We start from the raw sequence: 23,138 nt of genomic DNA, 5'->3' as shown, positions 1-23,138 counted from the left end.
GGCTGCGGGTGAGTTTGACCTGATTGAAAACGGTTGCCCGACAAGTGAAAAGTTCTGCCCTTTCCTCTTGCTTTAGCCGCGTACCCGTCCGATAGGGCGATATGTTCAAAAGCCGAGCCATAACCTTCATTCTGATCACGCTGATGATCGACGCCATCGGTATCGGCATCGTGTTCCCCATCATGCCCGACCTGATGGATCGCGTTGGTGCTGGGGACACCGGGCAGGGCGCCTTTTGGGGCGGGCTGCTGATGGCGGCCTATGCCGGAGCGCTGTTCCTGTGCGGCCCCATTGTAGGCAGCATTTCGGACGCCATCGGACGCAGGCCGATCCTGATAGCCGCCTTGGTCATGCTCGCGCTGGATTACGTGATCATGGCATTGGCTGACAGCTTCTGGTTGCTTCTTCTGGGGCGCACGCTCGCAGGTTTGGCCGGGGCAACCTACATCACCGCGACGGCTTACATTGCCGACATATCCTCGCCCACTGAAAAGGCTGCAAATTTCGGTCTGATTGGAGCGGCCTTCGGGATCGGGTTTGTACTTGGGCCAGCCATCGGAGGCATTGCAGCCGAGATCAGTATCACCGCGCCGTTCTGGATCGCTGCGGTTTTATCCGCGGCGAACGCCCTGTTCGGAGTATTCGTACTTCCCGAAAGTCTGACACCCGAAAAACGCCGCCCTTTTGGCAAGCGCGATCTGAATCCGTTCAAATCGATCTTTGATGCTTTCCGGTTTCCAGGCCTGGCGATACCGCTGCTGTGCATTTTCATTTTTGAATTTGCCAACATGGTCTACCCGACCCTTTGGGCGTTCTGGACGCGTGAAGTTTTCGACTGGCCGACTCTCTACATCGGGTTGTCGCTTGCTGCTTACGGCGTGTTGCTGGCGATTGTGCAAGGGGGATTAATGCCCCTTTTTATCAAGTGGATTGGAGATTACCGCACATTGATGCTGGGGATGATATCCGCGCTGATTGGAATGATCGGATTTGGTTTCACAGCGACGATCACCGCCCTAGTGGTCTTTCTTTTGCTGGCCGCCTTATCTGATCTTGTGCCCGCATTGATGACGGCAATGGCCTCGAACCAGGCCGACGAAGACCGTCAAGGTGTGGTGCAGGGGGTCATCGCGTCGCTATCATCAGTTGCTGCTGTCTTGTCGCCCCTGGTGATGACTGGTCTGTTTCAGGCTTCAGTCGATGCTGAAGGCGTCTACCTTCCGGGCGCACCCTTCTTTTTCTCGGCCGTTTTGGTGTTGGCGATGATGCCTTTGGTGGTTCGTTTGCGCGGGCACGCTTCAGTCTGAAAAAAACGCACCCGCAGCGACCCGCGAGTGCGTTGGCTTTCGACGACTTGAATGCGCTTACTGGATTTCACCCATACAGAGATACTTCATCTCAAGGAAATCTTCGGTTCCGTATTTCGAACCCTCGCGGCCCAGACCGGACTGCTTGACACCGCCAAACGGTGCGACTTCGGTCGAGATCAGGCCGGTATTAACGCCCACCATGCCCGATTCAAGCGCCTCGGCAACGCGCCAGACCCGCGCCAGATCGCGGCTGTAGAAATACGAAGCCAGGCCGAACTCACTGTCATTGGCCATGGCAACGACGTCGTCTTCCTCTTCGAACTTGAACAGAGGGGCAACGGGGCCGAAGGTTTCATCCTTCGCGACCACCATTTCGCGGGTTACGCCGGTCAGAACGGTGGGTTCAAAGAACGTCCCACCCAGATCCGAGCGTTTGCCACCCATCGTGACCGTCGCGCCTTTGGATACCGCGTCCGAGATGTGCTCTTCGACCTTGGCGACCGCTGCGTCGTTGATCAACGGGCCCGTGGTGATGCCGTCGCCAAAGCCATTGCCCACATTCAGATCTTTGGTTTTCTCGGCCAGCTTGGCGGCGAATTCATCGTAGACACCTGCCTGCACATAGATCCGGTTGGCGCAGACGCAGGTCTGACCGTTGTTGCGGAACTTGGCGATCATCGCGCCGTCCACAGCCGCATCCACATCGGCGTCGTCGAACACGATGAATGGCGCGTTGCCGCCCAGTTCCAGCGACATCTTCTTGATGGTGCCTGCCGCCTGACGCATCAGGATCTGACCAACACGGGTCGAGCCGGTAAAGGTGATCTTGGCAACCTTGTCGTTGGTGCACAGCTCGTTACCTACACCCGAGCTATCGGTACCGGGGATCACGTTCAGCACGCCCGCCGGGATACCCGCACGTTCGCCCAGTACTGCCATCGCCAGCGCTGAAAGCGGTGTAAGCGTTGCAGGACGTGCCACAAACGTACAACCCACGGCCAGCGCCGGGCCGACCTTGCGCGCGATCATCGCGTTGGGGAAGTTCCACGGTGTGATCGATCCCACCACGCCCACGGGCTGCTTTAGCACCACGATGCGCTTGTCACGCTGGTGGCCGGGGATCACGTCGCCGTAGATACGCTTTGCCTCTTCCGCGAACCACTCAATGAAGGACGCACCATACAGAATTTCTCCGCGCGCTTCAGCCCAGGGTTTTCCCATCTCAGCGGTCAGGATGGTTGCCAGATCATCAGCGTTTTCGACCATCAGATCGAACCACTTGCGCAGGATCGCGCCGCGTTCCTTACCGGTTTGCGCGGCCCATTCCTTTTTCGCTGCATAAGCCACATCAATGGTCTGCCTGGTGCCTTCGATGTCGATATCCGTCACATTGGCGATCAGATCGCCGGTGGCAGGGTTGTGAACCGGAAAGGTCGCCTCACCCTCAACCCATGCGCCGTTGATATAGGCGCGGGTTTCCAGAAGGCTGGGATCCTTCAGCTCCAGTTTCGTCACTTTGGTGTCCAGCATGATCAGGCTCCTTTAGTAGCGTCGACCGAGGCTTCGAGGATTTACATGGCCTTGGCGAAGATTTTGTCCTGTACCGTTAGTGGTGCGAGGAATCGGATTACGTTCCCATATACGCCACATGTCAGCAGGATCAATCCACGCCTCATGGCTTTCGTATACACAATCTCACCATTTCTGTGTTTGGGTCCTGTCTCCGGGCAGAGATCAAGGTCGCCACTATTGTGAGTATCCGCGTATCTGTTCAATGGCTCGGGCAGCGAAACTCCCCGACAAGGATTTGTCAACGCTTGCTTCCAATGCGGGCAACGCAGATGAGGCACTTTCTCCAATTTCGCCCAAAGCAATGGCTGCTTCTTTTCTGACAAAAACCGACGGGCTGTCGAGCAGCTTGATCAACTCAGGAACTGCTGGTGCTGCTTTGGCACCAAACAGCGCCAATCTTTGAGCTGCTTCACGCTGTTCCTTGGCATCCCCGCGTGACAAATCGGCTTTGAGGCTTGCTATCGTTGTACTCGGTGCAAGCGCGGCCAATCGAAGGCCTTTTTTCAAGCGATTGTTCAAATATTGCTGCGCGCCAATCCAGCGCACGATAAAGAAGTACTCGCGAACAACTTCGTTCAGAACCCGCTCATGCTTTCCCTTCTGCCATCGATCGATCATTGCCCGCGCAGAGCTCCGATCGCCATTTAAGGCCAAAACCGAGGCCGCAAATGGCATCAATTCAATTGCCTGAGGGTTCCGATCCAGTTCATGCAATATGGCCGTCTCTGCGCCGTTCAGATCATCCATTGCAAAAAGCGCAGCACCTTCAAACAACGCGTAGTGGCTGGGATACGCAGGGTCGAGACGCATTGCAGCCTGTACAAAGGCCAGTCCTTCCTCAGGTTCACCGCCCGCTATCAGGGCCCATCCCATTGTCAAATGCGCCTCTGGATCGCTGGGCTGCAGGGCAATGGCTTTTGCAGCCTCTTGCCTGGCTTCATCCGTTCCCCGACTTACGCCCTGGGCACTGTCCCAATCCGGAAGGTTAAGACCGACTATCGCCCGAACGACGTGGATCAATGAGGTGTCCTGCTCCGTCAGTTCGCGGAAGTACTTATAGAACAGACCAATATGCATCTGTTCGTCAGCGCCTGCGAAGCCTGTCCAATGGTGGAAAATGTGCGGTCGTAAATGTGCCAGAGCAAGAGTCGCCCAGGCACGCCCATAATCAGGGTCCAACTCGACTGCGCGTTCGAAATGCGGAATTGCAGCCAGATTGTCGCGTTCATTGAAACGCGAATAAAGCTCCCAACCGCGCTGGAATGCTTCGCGTGCTTCGATGGTTTCTGTTTCTACGTTTTCGATTGCGATTCGACTTTGAGAATCGAGAGGAACATCAAGCTCCTGCGCAATCGCCAGCACAATGTTGTTTTGCAGGTCAAAAATCTCGTCAATTTCACCATCGAAACGTTCGGCCCAAATCAATCTACCGTTTACCGTGTCGGTCAGGCGGATATTGACCCGAAAACCTTCATCGGTGCGTCTAAGACTTCCATCGACGACGTAACGAACACCCAATTTTTCGGCAAAGCCTGGAACATCAATGTCGCGGTCCTGAAAAGCGAAAGAGGTATTTCCCGCGATGACAAATAAACCGGAAATGCGGGATAAATCCGTAATCAGGTCCTCGGAAACGCCGTCGATCAGCATCTTGTTGGACGGGTCGCTGGTAAAATTTGTCAACGGAAGCACGGCAATTGATGGCAAGTCTGGTAGCGGGTAGGCCAATTGCGCTTCTGAAGCGCGCAGTTGCCCCTTTTTCCAGGTCATTGCCCCGAAATAACCCATGAATATCAGCACAGCCATAACCGCAGCCAACTTAAGAAACCGTGGCGCATTCGTCGCTTTCGGCTTTGAAAGAAATGGTGCCGCATCAGTTTCTATTCGGAAAGCCTCAACAGGTTCTGCGATGTTCTTGACTGATTGCGGACCAATTGACTCAAACCTGAAAGGAACCTTGTTGCGGGCATACTCAACGATCGACTGCGACGCGATAATTCCACCCGGTTCCGCCAATGCCTCAAGCCGCGCGGCCACGTTGACGCCGTCGCCCAATATGTCATTCGCGTTCGAGACGACATCACCGACATTCAATCCGATCCGAAAAACGATGGCGCGGTCAGGTTCGATATCTGAGTTTCTTTTCAAAAGTTCCGATTGTATCTCGACCGCCGCACGCACCGCATCGACCGCGCTGTGGAATTCGATCAGAAAGCTGTCACCCGCCGTGTTCGCAATGCGCCCCGAATGCCCTGAGACCAATGGCTCTATGACTTCGGCACGGATCAAACGCAGCTTGTCTATGGTGCCTTCTTCGTCCAAGCCGATCAGTCTTGAATAGCCTGCGATATCGGCGGCTAAAATAGCTGCTAATCGACGATTTGGTCGGCTTTCCATAATTTCTCAGCCTATCATTTGGGCATTTTTCTGGGAAATGGTTTTCACGGCAGAGCATTTTACGCTCACATTTGAATGCTGCGCGCCAGCTATTTGGATTGAGATGAAGGTCTCAGGCCGTTGAATTTGAGCAATAGATACCGCCGAAGAAGTGTTAAGCTGAACGTCAACTCTGCCCGCCAATCGATCGATGGTCGTTGCGGGTTTTTATCAGCAACGGGCGTCGGCAGTCCTGCGGGCTGACGCCCCATTTGTCCTCAAAAAAGAAAAACCCCGCTGACGGCGCAGCGGGGTTTAATCGACTTTCGAAATTGTGCAGCCTCAGCCCTTTTTCAGAACCTCACGGCCCAGCAATTCTGCAATCTGAACTGCGTTCAACGCTGCGCCTTTGCGCAGATTGTCGGACACGCACCACAGGTTAAGACCGTTCTCGATGGTCGAGTCCTGGCGGATACGGCTGATGAAGGTGGCGAAGTCACCCGCGCATTCGATGGGCGAGACGTAGCCGCCCGCTTCACGCTTGTCGATCACCATGATGCCCGGCGCTTCGCGTAGGATGTCGCGGGCTTCGTCTTCGTCCAGGAATTCCTCGAACTCGATATTTACGGCCTCAGAGTGGCCAACAAAGACCGGAACGCGGACGCAGGTTGCGGTGATCTTGATCGACGGGTCGACGATCTTTTTGGTCTCGACAACCATCTTCCACTCTTCCTTGGTCGAGCCGTCTTCCATGAAGACGTCGATCTGTGGAATGACGTTGAACGCGATCTGTTTTTGGAATTTCTTCGGCTCAACCTCCGTGGTGGGGTTGTAGATGGCCTTGGTCTGATCCCAAAGCTCGTCCATGCCTTCCTTACCGGCACCCGAGACCGACTGATAGGTCGAGACGACAACGCGCTTGATCTTGGCACGGTCATGCAGCGGCTTCAGCGCGACAACCATCTGCGCGGTCGAGCAGTTGGGGTTGGCGATGATGTTCTTGTTCTTGTAGTCGTGGATCGCCTGCGGGTTACATTCCGGCACGATCAGCGGAATGTCCGGGTCATAGCGATAGAGCGACGAGTTATCGATCACCACGCAGCCAGCTGCCGCCGCCTTGGGGGCGTAAACTTTGGTGGCCTCGGACCCCACAGCGAACAGCGCCATGTCCCAGCCGGTGAAATCGAATGTGTCCAGATCCTTGGTCGTGAGGGTCTTGTCGCCAAATGTCACCTCAGTCCCCAGCGAACGACGGCTTGCCAGTGCGGCAAGTTCATCGACGGGGAACTGGCGTTCTGCCAGGATGTTCAGCATTTCGCGGCCCACATTTCCTGTGGCGCCGACGACTACGACGCGATAGCCCATTTCATGTCTCCAAAGTTAAGGACGCGCGTTCATAGCCGCGTTGCGGCAAAGAAAAAAGAGGCGTTTCGGCTTATTTCACCCCGGCACACCGATTTGACACAGTTCAATACCGTTCAGGGTTGTTTCAGCAAGGATCGACAAACCTCGACAATTGCCTGCGCTTCGCCTTCGATTCGAAACTCTGTTCGACATGGGTGCACGCGGCGTGTCCCGCGGTGGTTAATGCGGCGCGGTCATGCAGCATACCTTCCGGCGCACTGGCCAGCGCCTCAAGCGGGGTCAGGCCAAATCCTTCTTGCCGCGCGGAGTCACAAACAGATCGAGCGCGCGATAGGTCTCGACAATCTCATCCCAGGGGTATTCGCCCAGAAAATGAACGCGGTCTACAAGCCCGGCGTCCTGCAGTCTTTGTTCCTGCTAGGCTTGGAACGCTTCGGTGGTGCGGATGCCGATCTTCTTTTCAAGTATCGGCAGCAGCCGGATCACATTAGTCGTCACGCCCGAAAGGGAATGCTTCAGATTGGGCGCAACCACCTCGATGTCCTGCACGGGTGGCCTCCAGTTTCAGTCCACGCTGTCCCGACTGAATAGATAGATCACGCAGCCAATGGCAAGGGTGGCGGCGAAAAAGCCGAAGATCGCTGTATAGGGCGCCGAGGGGCTGATCGTGGCGCTGGCCGCATGGATGCGCCCGGTGGCAAATTGTGCCAACCCGACACCGCCGATGCCGAAGAGGTTCAGCAGGGTAACACCACGCCCGACCAGATGCGCTGGAATGAAGGCGCGACCATGCGCCATGATGACCGGAAAACTGGCGCCCAGAAAGCCGATGACCGCAAGCAGCAAGACCGAGAGCCAGACGCCCCCGTCGATCCAAAGGCACAGCAGTCCTAAAGTGGCTGCGCCCAGGGCGTTGCCACCGAAGATCACCCATTTGCGGGTCTTAAGGATGCGGTCCAAAGGCCCATATGCAAAGGTGCCCGCAATCATCGCGGCACCCATGATCAGCGTTGCCTGCCCGATCTGAGTAGTGCTGAGGTCAAATACATCGCGCAGATAAGGCCCTGCCCAGAGACCGCGCAACGCCGCAGAGGGCGCATAGGCCACCAGCATAAGTGGCAGGATGGTCCAGAGGGCGGGCTCTTTTAGCAGGTCCAGAACCGATCCTTTGTGTTCGGTCTCGACCTTATTGGGATCATGCACCGTCAGCCAGATCCCTGCAGCCACCACGCCCGAAATGATCGCTAAACCACCCAATGTCGCCCGCCACCCCATAAGCTCAACCGCCAGAGCCGTTGGGTAAGAGGCCACCAGATTGCCGACTGACCCAACGCCCAGCATTACTGCGGCGAGCGTGGCGAATTTGGCAGGTGGAAATTCTCTGGCAAAGATATAATAGGACGCCATCAGGACAGGGGAACAGCCAACCCCGATCAGCGCCATGGCCAGCGCAACATGAAACGGAGTGGTTGCAATGGCGAACAGGCCAGCCCCGCCTGCGCCGCCAATCAGCAACAGCATCGCAGAGCTGCGCCTTGGGCCGACACGATCCAGAGCCCAGCCCACCGGGATTTGCATTGCGGCAAAAACCAGAAACCAAAGCCCCGACGCAAATGCCAGGTCTTCGGGCGTGGCCCCGATGTCTCTCCCCAGATCGGTAGTCAGCACGGCCAGGAATGCGCGAAAAAACTGGCTGAGGACATAAGCCAGACATAAAACTATCAAGCCTGCCTGCATCTGCTGCCTCTTTTGCCCGTATACCCTGCCGAGATGCTTTGCACGTTGTGCAGGCTTGCACAAGCGCTCGGGGTAGCGCTAAAGGGGCAGACATCCTTCACATTTGGGCTATCTTGAAAGCAGTTTTGGGAATTTCAGAGAGTGTTATGCCCCCTTCAGACTCTTTATTTTATGACTCAGTCCCTATTTCAGACAGCTTCCTGCGACTGAGCGATCCGGTGCAGTTTACACCTTTGCCTGATACGTGGGTTTTGGGAGTCGCGGATATCGTGGACTCGACCGGAGAGATCGAGCGTGGCCGTTACAAAACCGTTAACATGGTTGGTGCTGCGGTTATTTCAGGCATGATCAACGCGCTGGGTAGTCGCGTATTTCCCTATGTCTTTGGCGGCGATGGGGCCGGCTTTGCAGTGCCGGGCGAAGATGCCGAGATCGCGCGCGAAACGTTGGCGGCTTTGCAGAGTTGGGCCGAAACAGAATTTGCCATCACTTTGCGCGCAGGGCTGGTTTCGGTGGCTGACATCCGAGCAGCTGGGCGTGATCTGCGTGTCGCCCGCTATGCGCCCTCTACTGGTGTTGACTATGCGATGTTTACAGGCGGCGGATTGGCCTGGGCCGAGGCGCAGATGAAATCCGGAAACCTCACCATTCCTTCGGCTGGGCCTGACGCGCAGCCTGACCTGACGGGCCTGTCTTGCCGCTGGTCCAACAGTCCGGCCCGCCACGGCCAGATCGTATCTCTGGTAATTCAGCCAACATTAGAGTCTAGCGAGGCCGATTTCGCGGCTTTGAGCCAATCCGTTTTATCGATCGCCGAAGGGTTGGACCGGGCCGGTCATCCGGTTCCCCAAAAGGGACCGCCGATGAGCTTTCCTCCACCAGGTGTTGATATCGATGCCCATGTCTCACGCGCTGGGCGCAATCTGCTGGTTCAGAAGATACGGCTGCTGATCGGGAACATGCTGATCGGCTTGTTGTTCAAAACTGGTGTAAGATTGGGGCAGTTCGAACCCAATCACTATAAAGAAATGGTCAGCCGCAACGCGGATTTTCGCAAGTTCGATGACGGATTGAAAATGACATTGGATTGCGACCCATCCACGTTGGAGCAGATCACCCGGATGCTGGAAGACGCCCAGGCGCGCGGAAAGATCCGATACGGCCTGCATGCTCAGCAAGAGGCTATGATGACCTGCTTTGTGCCCTCTGCAATGAGCGATGACCATGTGCACTTTGTTGACGGTGCCTCAGGCGGCTACGCGCAGGCCGCAGCTGTGATGCGGGCCTAAAGGCTGCGCGCGATTTCTGTAATCACGTCATATGCCATCAAAACATCGCTCTCGGTGGTTTCGAACTGCCCAGCCTGAAAGCGGATGACCAAATCACCGTCAACGCGGGTCTGGGTCAGATAAATCCGCCCGTCATCATTAATCGCATTCACCAGCCGCAAGTTCAGGTCGTCCAGGTCGATGGCGCCCTGCGGCTCATATCGGAAGGTCCACAGCGACCACATTGGCGGTGTGACGATCCGAAAGTCCGGCTCAGCTGCCAGTCGATCATGCAGCGCGACCGACCAGTTGACATGATTGCGCAGCCGTTCACGCAGCCCCTCTAGCCCGTAGGTTCGGATGACAAACCACAGCTTTAATGCCCTGAACCGACGGCCCAGTGGTACCGACCATTCCGAGTAGTTGATGATTCCGTCTTTCCCATGGGTTTTTAGGTACTCTGGGCTGATCGCTAACGTGCGGACCAAATCATCGGGGTTCTTCAAGAAATGTGCGCAGCAATCGAACTGGACACCTAGCCATTTATGCGGATTGAAGACGATGCTGTCAGCTTGTTCGATGCCCGGCCAGTATTTGCGATATTCGGGACAGATCATAGCAGAGCCGGCCCAGGCAGCGTCGACGTGCGAATAGAGCCCGTATTTACGCGCAATCTCAAGGCAGCGATCCACCGGATCAGTCGCCCCGGTTCCTGTTCCACCAACGCAAAGGATCACACCAGCCGGCTGTAAACCAGAGTCTAAATCAGCCTGAATCGCTGCTTCAAGCGCGTTTGGATCCATCCCACGCCAATCACCTTGAACAGGAATGCGCACAAGATTGTCTTGTCCGATCCCCGAAACCCAAATGGCGCGGTCGATTGAGGTATGTACTTCGGACGAGCAATAAACACGCAGTGGTTTTTGGCCAAAAAGACCCTGGCTGTTTCCTTGCCAGTTCATTGCCTTTTCGCGCATGGTCAACACAGCTGCCAGCGTCGCCGAAGAGGCGGAATCCTGTATGACCCCGGCAAATCCTTCAGGCAGGTCCAGTGCCTCGCTCAGCCAATCCATCATCCGCGTTTCCATCTCGGTCGCGGCTGGAGAGGTCTGCCACAGCATACATTGCGGCGCGATGGCACTGGCCAGGAATTCAGCAAGCACCGACGGCGCAGACGCGTTCGAGTTGAAATAGGCGAAGAATCGGGGGTGCTGCCAATGGGTGATACCAGGCATCACGATCTGTTCAAAATCGCGAAAAATACTCTCGATTGCTTCACCATGCTCGGGCGGATGGGCGGGTAGGGCGTTCAGAATATCGCCAGGCTCAGTCCTTGCACGTACGGGTTTGTCGCCAACGGTCAGGTGATAGTCTTGTGTCCAATCAGCGATTTTTTTGCCCCATACGGAAAATTCGTCCCAATTCATTGCGGTCTCCTTGCGGCCAATCTGATCTGCCTGCTGAATAATCACTTCGACTCACTATTAATGAACAAGTTAATTAAAATCCAGCCCTGCAAGTTTGCGTGAACTTAGCAACCTATTGCGAAACAAAGGGAGTCGCGTCAAAATTAACCATGACGAATAGTTTGCCGTTGACGTCTCGATCACTGCCGATTGCCTTGTTGCGTGCGCGTGAAAGGGTGATGGGGCCGATACGTGGTGTTTTAGCTGACGCTGGGGTAACTGAACAACAATGGCGCGTTCTGCGCGTCTTGCAAGAAGAAGGTCCGCAAGAACCCACGCAGATCTCAGAACGCGCTTGTTTGTTGCTTCCCAGCCTGACTCGGATTCTGAAAAAGCTGGAAGATAAAAAGTTGATCAAACGGCAGGCTGTCGAAAAAGATCGTCGTCGCCAGATCGTCGAAATCACCAAAGAAGGAATGCAGATCATTCACGCCAACTTGCCGGAAATGTTGCGGTTGGCGGCACAAACGCGCGAATTGATGGGGGCTGAGCAACACGAAACACTGCTGAATCTTTTGAGCGAACTACACGACTTAAAAAGCTAATTACTCAAGCTGAATAGACTCTAAACAATGGACTTTTATTTATTTTTGGGCAGCAATTCCTGCATCGGTTCCTGAGCTTGTACAATATCGATTGCCCGCGTCGTTCTAGCGTCGTAGCTTTAGGGTCACTTGGAACAAACGGTCTGACAAAGATGGATGGGCCCAAGCCGCAAAATCCGGCACAGCCTAAAGAATTCGCCACGCAGGATTTGAGCGAGCGCGTTGGAGCGCGTGTGCGGAAGGCCAGGCAAATGCGCGGCATTCCGCGCCGGGTTTTGTCGGAAAGCTCGGGTGTTTCGCCCCGGTATCTGGCACAACTCGAAGCTGGTGAGGGTAATATCTCGATCGGAGTATTGCATCGGATTGCGCAGGCGCTGGATTACAAGGCCGAATGGCTGATCGGCGAAGAAGATCCCTGGGATTCGGATGGTTTGCAGATGCTCGAACTGTTCCGGCAGGCCAGCGATGACATCAAAGACAACGTCATGAGGGCACTGCGTCCCGATCCTGCTGAGAATACCCGGGAACAGCGGGTTTGTCTGATCGGTTTACGTGGCGCGGGGAAATCGACGCTGGGTGCTTTGCTTGGCGCTGCACTCAAGCTGCCCTTTGTGGAACTGACGGCTCAGATTGAAGAAATGTCGGGGATGCCACTGGCTGAAGTCATGGCCTTCTACGGGCAAGAGGGATATCGCAACCTCGAAGCGCAAGCGTTGGACCGAGTCATTGCCGCCGATGATCGAATGGTTCTTGCTGTCGCTGGTGGGATCGTTTCAGAGCCTTCGACCTATACGACATTGCTGAGCCGGTTTCACACCGTCTGGCTACGGGCGACACCCACCGAGCATATGGAAAGGGTGCGCGCGCAAGGCGACGAACGTCCCATGGCAGGAAATCCAAAAGCAATGGAGCAGCTCAAGTGCATACTCGCGAGTCGCGAGGCATTGTACGGGCGTGCGAACGCTCAGCTGGATACATCTGGGCGAACCGAGAATGAGTCGATCAGAGATCTGATGGAGCTTGTCGAAGAACATGGGTTCTTGAGGTAATACAGGCTCTATTTAGGGTCTTTCAGCCAGTTTCTAGCGAATTCTATGGTGTCTAGATCAGCGAATCGTCGAACCCGGTCAAGTTCTGCTTCCAGCCGTCGGGTTCTTGCATCGGACCAGCGGACGGATTGCTCGGGCCACATTGCCCGAACATGCAGATTGCCTTGACTACGGTGTGCCTTCATGTCGATACGGCCGATCATGCGGTTCCCCTCCATCAAGGGGAAGACGTAGTATCCGTAAATGCGCTTGGGCTCGGGGACGAACACTTCGATGCGATAATGAAACCCAAATAGGCGTTCCGCGCGTTTACGATCGCGCAACATGGGATCAAAAGGACTAAGAACCCTGATCCGACCGGGCGCTTCTGGCAGCGCTGCCACCTGTTCGGATATTTCGGGCCGTGCAAAGACTTTGCGGTCATTCCCATCCGCACACTCTACGAATACTTCTGCGATTATTCCCTTTGTCAGAGCCTGATCACACCACGCCTTTGCCTCGCCGGCGCTGACGGTATCCCAAAATGCAGCCAGCTCTCCTGACGTGGCAAAGCCCAGCCGGTCGAGTGCCGCGTTACAAAGCCAATCCACGGTTGCATCTACGTCGCACGCTATGCTGCCGGGGCAAAGTTGGGTGTCGATAACCCGCTCCGTCAGATCATAGCGTTTCTGAAACCCCTCACGACCGATTACAGTCAGCGCCCCGGATCGCCAAAGGTATTCCAGCGCTGTTTTTGACGGATGCCAATCCCACCAACCGCCAGACCCCTTTTTTTCATCCTTGCCCACATCAGATGATCCGACGGGACCATGATCGCGAATGTGCTGAAGAACAGATTCGAATCTCTGTTCAAAGCCATCACGTCGCCAGTTCTTCCATCGGGCTTTCAGCATGTCGGCATCGCGAAGGAACCGCAGGTGCCAATGGCGATAGAAATCCATCGGGATAACGGCAGCGTCATGGGTCCAGTGTTCGAACAGCGCCCGATCACGCTCGTAAAGTCGCTTGAGATTGCGCGGGCGATAGCTTGGTCGCCGCGCATACAGGATCATATCATGGGCGCGTGCGACCGTGTTGATGCTGTCGAGCTGCACAAAACCCAGGCGGTGGATCAATCGCAACAGATCCTCACCTTTAGAACCGCCTGCCGGTTGCTCCAGCAACGCGTGGCGATCCATGAACATTGTCCGCGCTTGGCGGTTGTTCAGGCGTTGCAGGGTCATGGGATCCTAGCGTCGTTTTAGCGTGTCACCAAAGCTGATCTTAGGGGTCAAGGTGACACGGGTATCAACCTCTGACTCTGGATCGGCCAGCTTTGCCGCGATGATTTCTGCAGCGGTGCGCCCGATCTCGGTTCGGCAGGCATCCATCGTCGCCAGCTTACGCGGTAATCCTTGTAACAGCTCGACGTTGTTGAACCCGGCGAGGCCAATCTGACCCGGCACGTCTATCCCCTGATCCAGCAAATAAAGCAGCCCACCCGCGCCAATCATATCGTTGGAATAATAAAGAAAATCTAACTCAGGCGAACGTTCCAGCATGGCATGCGTCATCTCTCGGCCCTTGGCCAGCGCTGAGCCGCCCGAATAAAACTCGCGATCTTCGATCTCGATCCCGTGCTTGCCCAGCACCTCGGTAAAGCCTTCGAACCGTTTGCGGGCCCGATGGTCCAACGGCATCTTGGTGCCCATAAAGCCGATATGTTCATAACCCGCCTTCAGAATAGCCTGGGCCATCTCGCGCCCGGCGCGGCGGTGGGAAATGCCCACCATGGCATCGACCGGCTTGCCATCGGTATCCATGATCTCGACCACCGGAATGCCCGCCGAATCCAGCATGGCGCGGGCCGCCTCGGTATGTTCCAGACCGGCGATGATCACGCCCGATGGCCGCCACGAGAGCATCTCGTACAGAACCTTTTCTTCCTTTTCAGGCAGATAGTCCGTGACACCGACCACCGGCTGAAGTTCAGTATCTTCCAGTACCTGATTGATGCCTGTCAGAACCTCGGGGAAAACCATGTTCGACAGCGATGGAATGATCACTGCCACAAGGTTCACCCGGCTTGATGCCAAGGCACCGGCAATCTTGTTGGGCACATATCCCAATTCCTTTGCAGCAGCCAGAACGCGGGTACGGGTGGCGTCCGATACATCTCCGCGATTGCGTAGCACCCGGCTGACTGTCATCTCCGACACTCCGGACGCTTCCGAAACATCACGAAGGGTAAGCGGGCGTTTTGTTTCTATTGTCACCGGGGATACCTGCATTGTTTGTTTCCGCGATGGTAGCGTGAACAGGGTGATCTATTCAACTGTTGTGCAAAGTCGATGACAATCCGAATAAACCCGGTTACAGAAAGCGAAACGCGGCCCCGTGGCTCAACTGGATAGAGCAGCCCCCTCCTAAGGGGCAGGTTGCAGGTTCGAATCCTGCCGGGGTCGCCAAAACCACCTGAAAAATATGGCTTATTTACAGGACGTTGTGCGGAAGACTGCAAAAAGTCCCGTCAGCTTTCGGGCCGTAATCGACTGAAACGACCGATTTCTCGTACAAAACCTGTACAAAATTCGCACGTTTGTGCGTATTTCGGGGGCCAATCATGAGCCGCCATAGCTTTGATCCCGAAATCGCGGGACGTGTTGGCCTGAACGCGGCGGTGATTTTCCAGAACATCACCTTCTGGATCGAGAAGAACCAAGCCAATCGCCGCAACCATCGAGACGGGCGGTATTGGACTTACAATTCGATCTCGGCCTTTAGTGAGTTGTTCCCCTATCTGAGCGAAAAGCAGATCCGAACAGCGCTCGAAAAGCTGGTCAGTGCAGAGCTGATCATCAAGGGCAATTTCAGCGATGATCGCTATGACCGGACCTGTTGGTATGCCCTGGGCAACTCCATTTGCCCAAATGGGCAAATCGATCCGACCGAAAGGGAAAATGATGCATTTGCCCCTGAGGGCAAGCCATCTGCCCCAGAGGGCAAATCCTATAAGAACAGATATAAACCATATCAAAAACCAAATCCTTCGCACGCGAAGGTAGCGGTGGAGGATGAGGTTTCAGAAAAGATTTTGTCCGCCTATCCCGAGGATCGCGTTCGCGGCAAAGCGGTTTGTAACTCGCAGATCCGCCAAGCGCTGGCCGACGGAGTGGACGCCAAAGACCTCGAGGACGCCGTGCGGACCTATGCGACCGAGAGCGAAGGCTTCACCCGCTCCAAGGTGTGCTTCTCCGACAATTGGTTCTCCTCTGGCCGTTGGTTGAAATACCTTCAGGAGGTTGAGGAGGCGCGAGAAGCGGGCAAAGCCAAAGAGGTGGAATTGCTGAAAGGTTTGGCCGACTGGGTCACGGACAAGCATCCCCTTTGCCGCCACATAACACCCGGCCAAGTGACCGCTTTGCTAGCCGCGAACCTAGTCAGCTCAGCTGAAATCGAAGCGGCGGGGCTCAGAGCATGAGTGCGACAGACCCCCACAAAGAGCAGAGAGCAAGGTTACCCACCGATTACATCGGCGGGTCTTGTGAGGGGCGGCAAGCCTCCCCTTCAAACCCCAACCAGACGCACGCAAGCGGCGTCAAAGAGGGCCTTTCCGAGAGCGTGATCTTTCGATGCACACCGTCGGAAAAGGCAGCGCTTGTGGCCAAGGCGCGCGCGGCTGGCCTGCCCAATGCCACGCTGATGCGTGAGGCCTTGGGGCTAACCGAGGCACGTCGGCGCAAGCCCGTCCCGCGAGTTGACCCGAAGCTGACTTTTGCGATTGCCCGCGTCGGCGGCAACCTCAATCAGCTCTCCCGCTGGATCAACGGCGCGGTCAAATCCGGCCGCGCGAGCCAGATCGACGCGCTCAAGGTCGCGGTGCAGCTAGTGGCCATCGAACGGCAGATGGCGCAGATCGTGGCGGCACACACGGGCGGTGGCGAATGATCATCTCGTTCTTTTCCACCGGCACAGGCGGCGGAGCCGCACCCGTCGACTACCTGACAGCGCGTGAAGTTCTTGCCTATGACGAGAACCGCCACCTCATCCGCGACGACACCAGTAAACCGCAAACCAAGATCCGCGACCCGTTGCCTGAGGTGCTGCACGGTAACCCCGACCAAACCCGCGACCTTATCGATGCGAGCTCCAACAAATGGAGCTACACGGCAGGTGTGATCAGCTTTGCCGACAGCGACGATCCCAGTCCCGCCGCCCAGCAAGAGGCCATTGAGCTATTTGAGGCTCTGGCCTTTGCTGGGCTGGACAGGGATCAATACGATTGTCTCTGGGTGCGCCACTCGCATGAAGGCAATGTCGAGCTGCACTTCTGCACGCCACGCCTTGAGCTGAGCACGGGCAAGGCGTTGAACATCGCACCGCCAGGCCATGAAAACGCCTTTTCCAGCCTGCGTGATTTGATGAACAAGACGCACGGTTGGGCAGACCCTTTGGAGCCAGATCGCACTCGCGAAGTGAGGGCGACGATTGAAGCGCCGACGCGCGCGCAAGGTCGCGAAGCGCTGCACGATTGGATCCTCGATCAGATCAGCGTCGGCACCATCACCGACCGCGCCAGCATGATCGATGCTTTGGCCGATGCAGGCTTTGATATCCCCCGTGCCAGCAAGAATTACATCACCGCCAAAGACCCTGACACCGGCGAGCGCTGGCGTTTGAAAGGAGAGATTTTCCATGACGACTGGCAAGCCGAACCGCCTCGCCGAGAAATTGAACGCGGACCTGGAGACAGTACGCAGCGACCACGCCGCCTTGATGGCATCTCAACTGGAGAGCTTCAGGAGCGATTTCAGCAGCATTGCGACCAGCGCGCTGCATACAATCGAGACCGATATCAGGTTCTTTCTGAGCGACAGCAGGAGCGAGTTGGAGAGGCGGAGCGAGACGATCAGGCGCTGGTTGACGATCTCACCCTGGGTGATCGTGGTGATGGTCTCATCCTGGATCGCGACAGTGCTGATCGCGAGTTGGTTTTGGACGGGTTTGATCACGCGCTCGGAGATGACGAGGCTTGGCCTGACACGGATCGAACAGGCTGGGCAGACATGGGTGACGCTGGACCCCGACCGGACCGAATTGAAGACCTGCACCATGGCCGGGACGCCGGTCATCTGTATCGAGATCAAGGAACCCTAGATGACACAGACCCTGACAGCATTGGAACGCGAATTGCTCGCATCCGTCGAGCGGTTGGTGACGGCCTGCGAGAGTTCAGCCAAGGAATTGCACGCCTTGGAGAAGCGCTCGACCAGCAGGATCGAAAGCAAGGTGAATGGCTTGGCGCATTGCGTGGCGCTATTGATGAAATCACATCTCACGTCCGTCACCACATTGGCCGACTTGCTGCGCGAGGAGCAGAATTACGCGACGCTGCAGGCGGGGTTAGAGACCAGCTGGAAACTAGCGAAAGACGCCGAGAAGCGGTTGACCGAGAGCTAGACGCGAGAGATAGCCACCGCAGCGCCGGACATTCGCTTTGATCTAACTGCAAATGTTGGCGTGGTTCGAGGGTCTGCAGTGGGAATCTTAGATTCGTTCTGCAGCAATTCACCACACGTCTGCGATTTCTTTGCTGGGTGCGTATGCGGATAAACCGGAACTTCATGTAGAATGCAGCGAAGAGCTCGAAAGAGCCTAGTACGACAGATGCTGCAATTTGCACAAATGGCAGGAATTGCTGAATAGCCGGCTTCGGGCAGCATGTCTGGCAGTGGTTAGATAGAGCTGATGAAACGACCCGCGAACATCCTTTTGCGCTTTATAGCTGAGAAGAAATGAACAGATTTTTCTTCTCTAAGCTGGCTCAGTTTCCCTTGACCCTCGAATACTGACTCGGCGTGATGCCGGTTTGATTTTTGAAAGCACGGGAAAAATTCTGAGGGTTTTCGTACCCGAGCTCAAAGGCGGCTTCTTGAACGGTGAACTGTTTGGTAGCCAGTATTTCTTTCGCTCGGTCAACTTTGGCTCGGTTCACCACCGACCGAAAGCTCTCCCCCTCGGCAAGCAGCCGGCGTTGTAGAGTGCGAGGTCCTATGTCGAGCGCCAGTGCCGTGCGGTCCAGCGACACTTTTTGGGAATCGAGATGCTGCCTCAAAACGGCAATGACAACGTCCGCGTAGCTTTTAGGCGCAATTGGTGCGATTTCGCGATGTAGATCGTAAACTGTGATCGGTTTCCCCGGACACGGCCCTGAAGATGTCGCCATGTCAACTTTTGGGAAGCAGATTTCCAGACGTCCTGTGTTCCAGCTCACCTGGCAGCCGAATGTGATTTCTGCATCATCGGCAACTCTCGGTTTCGGAAAATCGCATTTGATTGCACTCGGAGTCCACTTACGCCCAAGATAGTGGCGAAAGATGCTGAGCATGGAACCAAGTGCTGAATAAGCAATCTCTGGATACACGTGATGCTGGCGCAGACCAAACCTGTACCCATAGCAAGCAAGGTTTCCATTATACCGAAGTGTGGTTCGGTCGGCAGAAGAGTGCAGCGGCATTATCGAACCTGCCCGTTGTAATGCTTGTCCTAAAGTCGGTGCCGAGAGGACGTATTCGCCCCATAAGCCATAGTCCCGAACGGTTAGGTTGGGTGCCCACATCAGACCAACATTCTTGCCGCCAACTTCCTGACAGATCCTGGCAACAAAGTTCGCGAAGGACATTTCCGGCAGATAGCCCTTCTTGTGATCAATTAACTCTTGGGTAAGGGCAGAGGCAGCAAGGGCCTTTCCAAGAGTGCGCGCGCCAAATTGCTCCAGAACAAAGTCTGGCATGGGGCCAAGAGCTTTGGCGGCGATCATGGGCGGCAGTGACAAATCGAGCTCCTGCGAAACCTGTCGTGAAATGACACTCGCATTCAGCATGAATGCGCTATCAACTACAAGGTGGGCGAACTTTAACTGCGCAACGTAGCGCGCGTGAACCATCAGGAGGAAAAGTCATGTTGCGGTTCTGGTTAATAACTCTTTCGATGACCATTACGGCACCTGCTCTTGCACAGGAGGCGCCCAAGCTCATACTTCAGCTTACGGTTGACCAGCTTCGCGGTGATCTGATTCAACGCTACAGCAAGGGTATGGGCGAAGATGGCTTCTTTCGGCTGATTAACGAGGGCGTTCACTATGCAGATGCCCATCATCGCCACGCGAACACGGAAACCATCGTCGGCCACACGACACTCGCAACCGGGGCGGACCCCTCGGTGCATGGTATGGTGGCCAATCTTTGGTTTGATCGGGTGACCGGGCAGCAATTCTATAACGTGCAGGATGCCGATTACCCGCTTGTTGGTGCCAGTGGCGTTGACAAGGACAGCGAGATCGACCCGACGCAACGTGCAGCCACCACCGATGGCCGGTCGCCGCGCTCGATTATTACCTCGACCATCAGCGACGAAATCGCGCTGCATTACGGGCCAGAGGCCAAGATCTTTGGTGTGTCGGTCAAGGACCGCGGCGCGATTTCGATGGCAGGGCATGCGGGGCAGGCCTATTGGTTTTCGAAATCTGACTATGGCTTTGTAACCTCCACCTACTACCGGGAAGATTATCCTGATTGGGTCGAAGAGTGGAACGATTCCGGGAAGGTCCGCTCTTATGAGTTCCGCGACTGGAACCTGCTGTTGCCAGAAGAAAACTATCTCTTTGCGAACCGGGACAATCAGGAATGGGAAACCATCATGGGCGAGTTCGGCCGTGTTTTCCCCCATTCGTTTGGACCGGCTGACGGAGATTATTACACAACATTGCTGACAATCAGCCCAGCGGGGGACGCGCTGACGTTGGACTTTGCCAAGGCCCTGATCGAAGCGGAAGACATCGGTCAGGATGATGTGCCCGACTATCTGGCAGTCAGCCTGTCTTCGACGGATTACGTGGGCCATATCTTTGGCCCCTCCAGCCTTGAATCCGAGGACAATCTGAAACATCTCGACAAGGAACTGGGCGCTTTCCTGACCTATGTTGATGAGACGATTGGTCTGGATAATGTGCTGATCGTTTTGTCTGCGGATCACGGCGCGTCGGAAACTCCGGGTTCCTTGGCCGAAATCGGGATTGAAGCGGAGTATTTCGATTTTAACGCAATTGATAGAGAACCGGGCTTTAACCGGCTGAAGGAACAATTTGGTGTTTCCAAGGAACTGATCGCAAACTTCTCACAGCCTTATCTGTACCTGAACAAGGAACTGATCAGAGAGCGCGGGTTGAATGAGCTGGAAGTTGAGCGTGCTGTTGCCGAAGAGCTGGTAAAGATCCGAGGGATTGCCTTTGCTGTCGGCGCAACCGAACTGCGCAACGGACTGGTCGGCGATACACTTGTAAACCGGGCGGTCGAGGCGAATTTCCACCCTGATCGGTCCGGCGATATCTATATCGTTTTTGAACCGCACTGGTTCGTTGCCGATCTGGATGGACTGATTGTCGCCGGCTCGCACGGTGCGCCCTGGCCGTATGACTCTTATGTGCCCATCATCGTTTCTGGCCCAAACATCGAAGCTCAGCGTGTGGTTCGCCGCGTCGAAACCGTCGATCTTGCCCCTACCATTGCTGCATATCTGGGGATCAAGGCCCCGACGGGGGCTGGTGGTAAGATTTTGCTCGAGGTGTTCGAAAACTAATTCGACAATATGAGAATCCACCTGGCAATCCCTATCGGAAAGGAATGCCGGTGATACCCAATTCTTTTGGGGTTCTGCGCCCCCTAATCTGAGGAGACACAACCGTGTTCAAGCCAATAAAAACCTTTGTACGTTCTGCGGCCCTTGCCGGTCTACTGGGCTCTGGCGCCGTGGTCCCGAGTGTCAACGCTCAACAGACATTTGATGATACAGGTGATATTCTTGCGAGATCTGCACAGGTCGAAGATATCGAATATCAGATCATGGTTCAGCGTGCGACGCAGACTGCCCTTTGGGGAATGCCAGCGGCGGGTATGATTGACTTCCTGAAAGGGATCAGGCGCGACCTCGGCGGCGATTACAATGATGTTGTCTATTTGAACAAACCATTTGATTCCAGACATGGTTTCTTAACCGCCAACGACGTGACGGCCTATTCATGGGCTTCAATGACGTCCGCGCCCGGTCCGCTGGTGATCGAGGTTCCTGCAGCCAACGACAAGGTCGACTATTTCGGGTCTATCGTAAATGCATGGGATCAGCCTATTGCTGATGTTGGGCCAGATGGGTTCGACAAGGGTAAGGGCGGCAAATACTTGCTGCTGCCCCCGGGATATAACGAGAAGTCCTTGGAAGAGCTGGAAGCTGCTGGCTACTTCCCGTTTGAGACGGACACCTTTGAATCCGGCTTCTCCTTTCGTCCACGCCTTTACAACGGGGCCACGGATCTTGATGCGGCGGAATATGCCCAGACCATCAAAATCTACTACCTGTCCGAGGCCGACAACCCGCCTCCGACTACTTATCACGAGGCATCTGAAGTGCCTTATGACTCACTGCCCTATTACAACGAGACCTACTTTCAGGATCTGAACGACTATGTTCAGAACAACCCGATCCGTCCGCAGGACAAGATCATGATCAATTTCCTGAAGGATCTGGGCATCGAAAAGGGCAAGCCGTTCGAGCCGACGGAGCGTCAGATGAAGGCGATGAACGAAGGTTTGGTTCTGGCCTATGCCTCTATGCAGCGGTATTTTGTCGAGCCTGGCCTTGCAACTATCCCGTTGTGGAAGAACGAGGATGGCTCGCTCAAGAACCAGTGGTTGGTCTGGGATTTTGCAGAAGGGCAACCACAGGCAGGTTTCCCGTATGAGACAGACACCGAGGTTTTGGTCGATGACCGGGCTGGTGGTACCTATTTCTGGATCACATACCTGCCCAAACAACTGGGTGGCGGAACCTTCTACCTTACGGGTCTGCGCGACAGCGACGGCGAGATGTACGACCATAACAAGACCTACAAGCTGAACGTTCCTGCGGATACGCCTGCGGACAACCTGTGGTCAGTCATTGTTTACTCAATGGAGACGAAGAGCTTTATCCGCAATGTTGATCCTGTCGGTTTGTCGTCGCGAAATGAAGACACGATGCAGGTCAATGATGATGGTTCTTATGACATCTATTTCGGCCCCGAAGCGCCGGAGGGCAAAGAAAGCAACTGGATCCCGACGACAGAAAGCTACTTCCTGCTCTTCCGTCTTTACAGCCCGACGCCGGGCTGGATGGAAACTGGCTGGATGCTTGGAGATGTGGAGAATATTTCCGACTGATAATTTGGCTTGGGCGCCGGGCGAAATGGGCATCTGGCGTCATTTTTTTCTGTGTTAGCAAAAAAGTGTTTTCAATGAAGTCTCTGAGAGCAGCCATGCACCAAAACTGTACGTAGGTCAGCTTTGTCCGGAGGCTGTGTGAAAACTCCCGCTGTTGCCGGAGAGATGGTATGCTTTCGGCATTGGATGTGGAGGCATTCCATGGGGCAGTTTATCGAAGG

The 23,138-nt window shown here is 55.4% G+C and carries 18 protein-coding genes and 1 tRNA gene; 10 read left to right on the top strand and 9 right to left on the bottom strand.

The features are described 5' to 3' along the window. Positions 1 to 101: 101 nt before the first annotated feature. Positions 102 to 1,307, top strand: a complete 1,206-nt coding sequence (locus ACR0JR_RS15480; RefSeq protein WP_170471213.1) for an MFS transporter — start codon at positions 102 to 104, stop codon at positions 1,305 to 1,307. 57 nt (positions 1,308 to 1,364) lie between these two features. Here ACR0JR_RS15480 and ACR0JR_RS15475 read toward each other — a convergent pair whose 3' ends face one another. From ACR0JR_RS15475 to ACR0JR_RS15455, 5 genes are all read right to left on the bottom strand, one after another. Next, on the bottom strand, positions 1,365 to 2,840 hold the full coding sequence (locus tag ACR0JR_RS15475; RefSeq protein WP_480456923.1) for an NAD-dependent succinate-semialdehyde dehydrogenase: 1,476 nt from the start codon (positions 2,838 to 2,840) through the stop codon (positions 1,365 to 1,367). 216 nt (positions 2,841 to 3,056) lie between these two features. Then, positions 3,057 to 5,279: an adenylate/guanylate cyclase domain-containing protein gene (locus ACR0JR_RS15470; protein ID WP_480456922.1), complete on the bottom strand. Its 2,223-nt coding sequence runs from the start codon at positions 5,277 to 5,279 to the stop codon at positions 3,057 to 3,059. Positions 5,280 to 5,600: 321 nt separating this feature from the next. Next, the gene (locus ACR0JR_RS15465) at positions 5,601 to 6,623 is read right to left on the bottom strand and encodes an aspartate-semialdehyde dehydrogenase (protein ID WP_480456921.1); all 1,023 of its coding nucleotides are present in this window, start codon (positions 6,621 to 6,623) and stop codon (positions 5,601 to 5,603) included. A gap of 417 nt (positions 6,624 to 7,040) precedes the next feature. Then, entirely contained in the window at positions 7,041 to 7,172 is a 132-nt protein-coding gene (locus ACR0JR_RS15460; protein ID WP_480456920.1) for a hypothetical protein, read from the bottom strand. A 15-nt stretch (positions 7,173 to 7,187) separates the two neighbouring features. Further along, entirely contained in the window at positions 7,188 to 8,360 is a 1,173-nt protein-coding gene (locus ACR0JR_RS15455; protein WP_480456919.1) for an MFS transporter, read from the bottom strand. A 146-nt stretch (positions 8,361 to 8,506) separates the two neighbouring features. On the opposite strand from ACR0JR_RS15455, the gene ACR0JR_RS15450 reads away from it, so the two are divergent. Next, positions 8,507 to 9,649 (top strand): DUF3095 domain-containing protein, encoded by a 1,143-nt coding sequence (locus ACR0JR_RS15450; RefSeq protein ID WP_480456918.1) that lies wholly within the window; start codon positions 8,507 to 8,509, stop codon positions 9,647 to 9,649. Here ACR0JR_RS15450 and ACR0JR_RS15445 read toward each other — a convergent pair. Continuing rightward, positions 9,646 to 11,055, bottom strand: a complete 1,410-nt coding sequence (locus tag ACR0JR_RS15445) for a pyridoxal phosphate-dependent decarboxylase family protein (protein WP_480456917.1) — start codon at positions 11,053 to 11,055, stop codon at positions 9,646 to 9,648. The two genes, ACR0JR_RS15450 and ACR0JR_RS15445, sit on opposite strands and share 4 nt — an antisense overlap. A gap of 149 nt (positions 11,056 to 11,204) precedes the next feature. On the opposite strand from ACR0JR_RS15445, the gene hpaR reads away from it, so the two are divergent. Both hpaR and ACR0JR_RS15435 read left to right on the top strand, forming a co-directional pair. Continuing rightward, the gene (hpaR, locus tag ACR0JR_RS15440) at positions 11,205 to 11,639 is read left to right on the top strand and encodes a homoprotocatechuate degradation operon regulator HpaR (protein ID WP_480457022.1); all 435 of its coding nucleotides are present in this window, start codon (positions 11,205 to 11,207) and stop codon (positions 11,637 to 11,639) included. A gap of 152 nt (positions 11,640 to 11,791) precedes the next feature. After that, positions 11,792 to 12,688, top strand: a complete 897-nt coding sequence (locus tag ACR0JR_RS15435; RefSeq protein ID WP_170780126.1) for a helix-turn-helix transcriptional regulator — start codon at positions 11,792 to 11,794, stop codon at positions 12,686 to 12,688. An 8-nt stretch (positions 12,689 to 12,696) separates the two neighbouring features. On the opposite strand, the gene ACR0JR_RS15430 is transcribed toward ACR0JR_RS15435, so the two are convergent. After that, positions 12,697 to 13,911 (bottom strand): winged helix-turn-helix domain-containing protein, encoded by a 1,215-nt coding sequence (locus tag ACR0JR_RS15430; RefSeq protein WP_480456916.1) that lies wholly within the window; start codon positions 13,909 to 13,911, stop codon positions 12,697 to 12,699. A 6-nt stretch (positions 13,912 to 13,917) separates the two neighbouring features. Further along, positions 13,918 to 14,943, bottom strand: a complete 1,026-nt coding sequence (locus ACR0JR_RS15425; protein ID WP_311201791.1) for a LacI family DNA-binding transcriptional regulator — start codon at positions 14,941 to 14,943, stop codon at positions 13,918 to 13,920. Between the two features lie 115 nt (positions 14,944 to 15,058). Here ACR0JR_RS15425 and ACR0JR_RS15420 point away from each other — a divergent pair. The 4 genes from ACR0JR_RS15420 to ACR0JR_RS15405 all read left to right on the top strand — a co-directional run bounded on the left by ACR0JR_RS15420 (position 15,059) and on the right by ACR0JR_RS15405 (position 18,168). Then, positions 15,059 to 15,135: transfer RNA gene (locus ACR0JR_RS15420), tRNA-Arg, on the top strand. Between the two features lie 155 nt (positions 15,136 to 15,290). Next, complete coding sequence (locus tag ACR0JR_RS15415; RefSeq protein WP_170361218.1) at positions 15,291 to 16,148, top strand: hypothetical protein; 858 nt, start codon at positions 15,291 to 15,293, stop codon at positions 16,146 to 16,148. Further along, positions 16,145 to 16,615, top strand: coding sequence for a plasmid mobilization protein (locus ACR0JR_RS15410; RefSeq protein ID WP_226689051.1), 471 nt, complete (start codon positions 16,145 to 16,147; stop codon positions 16,613 to 16,615). Before ACR0JR_RS15415 ends, ACR0JR_RS15410 begins: the two co-directional genes overlap by 4 nt. Then, complete coding sequence (locus ACR0JR_RS15405; protein WP_170361220.1) at positions 16,612 to 18,168, top strand: relaxase family protein; 1,557 nt, start codon at positions 16,612 to 16,614, stop codon at positions 18,166 to 18,168. Before ACR0JR_RS15410 ends, ACR0JR_RS15405 begins: the two co-directional genes overlap by 4 nt. A 323-nt stretch (positions 18,169 to 18,491) precedes the next feature. Here ACR0JR_RS15405 and ACR0JR_RS15400 read toward each other — a convergent pair whose 3' ends face one another. Continuing rightward, positions 18,492 to 19,613, bottom strand: coding sequence for a helix-turn-helix transcriptional regulator (locus ACR0JR_RS15400; protein WP_170361222.1), 1,122 nt, complete (start codon positions 19,611 to 19,613; stop codon positions 18,492 to 18,494). Positions 19,614 to 19,627: 14 nt separating this feature from the next. On the opposite strand from ACR0JR_RS15400, the gene ACR0JR_RS15395 reads away from it, so the two are divergent. Both ACR0JR_RS15395 and ACR0JR_RS15390 read left to right on the top strand, forming a co-directional pair. Then, on the top strand, positions 19,628 to 21,304 hold the full coding sequence (locus ACR0JR_RS15395; RefSeq protein WP_170361224.1) for an alkaline phosphatase family protein: 1,677 nt from the start codon (positions 19,628 to 19,630) through the stop codon (positions 21,302 to 21,304). A 104-nt stretch (positions 21,305 to 21,408) separates the two neighbouring features. After that, positions 21,409 to 22,917: a DUF1214 domain-containing protein gene (locus ACR0JR_RS15390; RefSeq protein ID WP_216602361.1), complete on the top strand. Its 1,509-nt coding sequence runs from the start codon at positions 21,409 to 21,411 to the stop codon at positions 22,915 to 22,917. Positions 22,918 to 23,138 lie beyond the last annotated feature (221 nt).

The organism is Ruegeria sp. AA3, from assembly GCF_056542905.1.
This window is presented reverse-complemented; position numbering and strand designations above follow the sequence as displayed.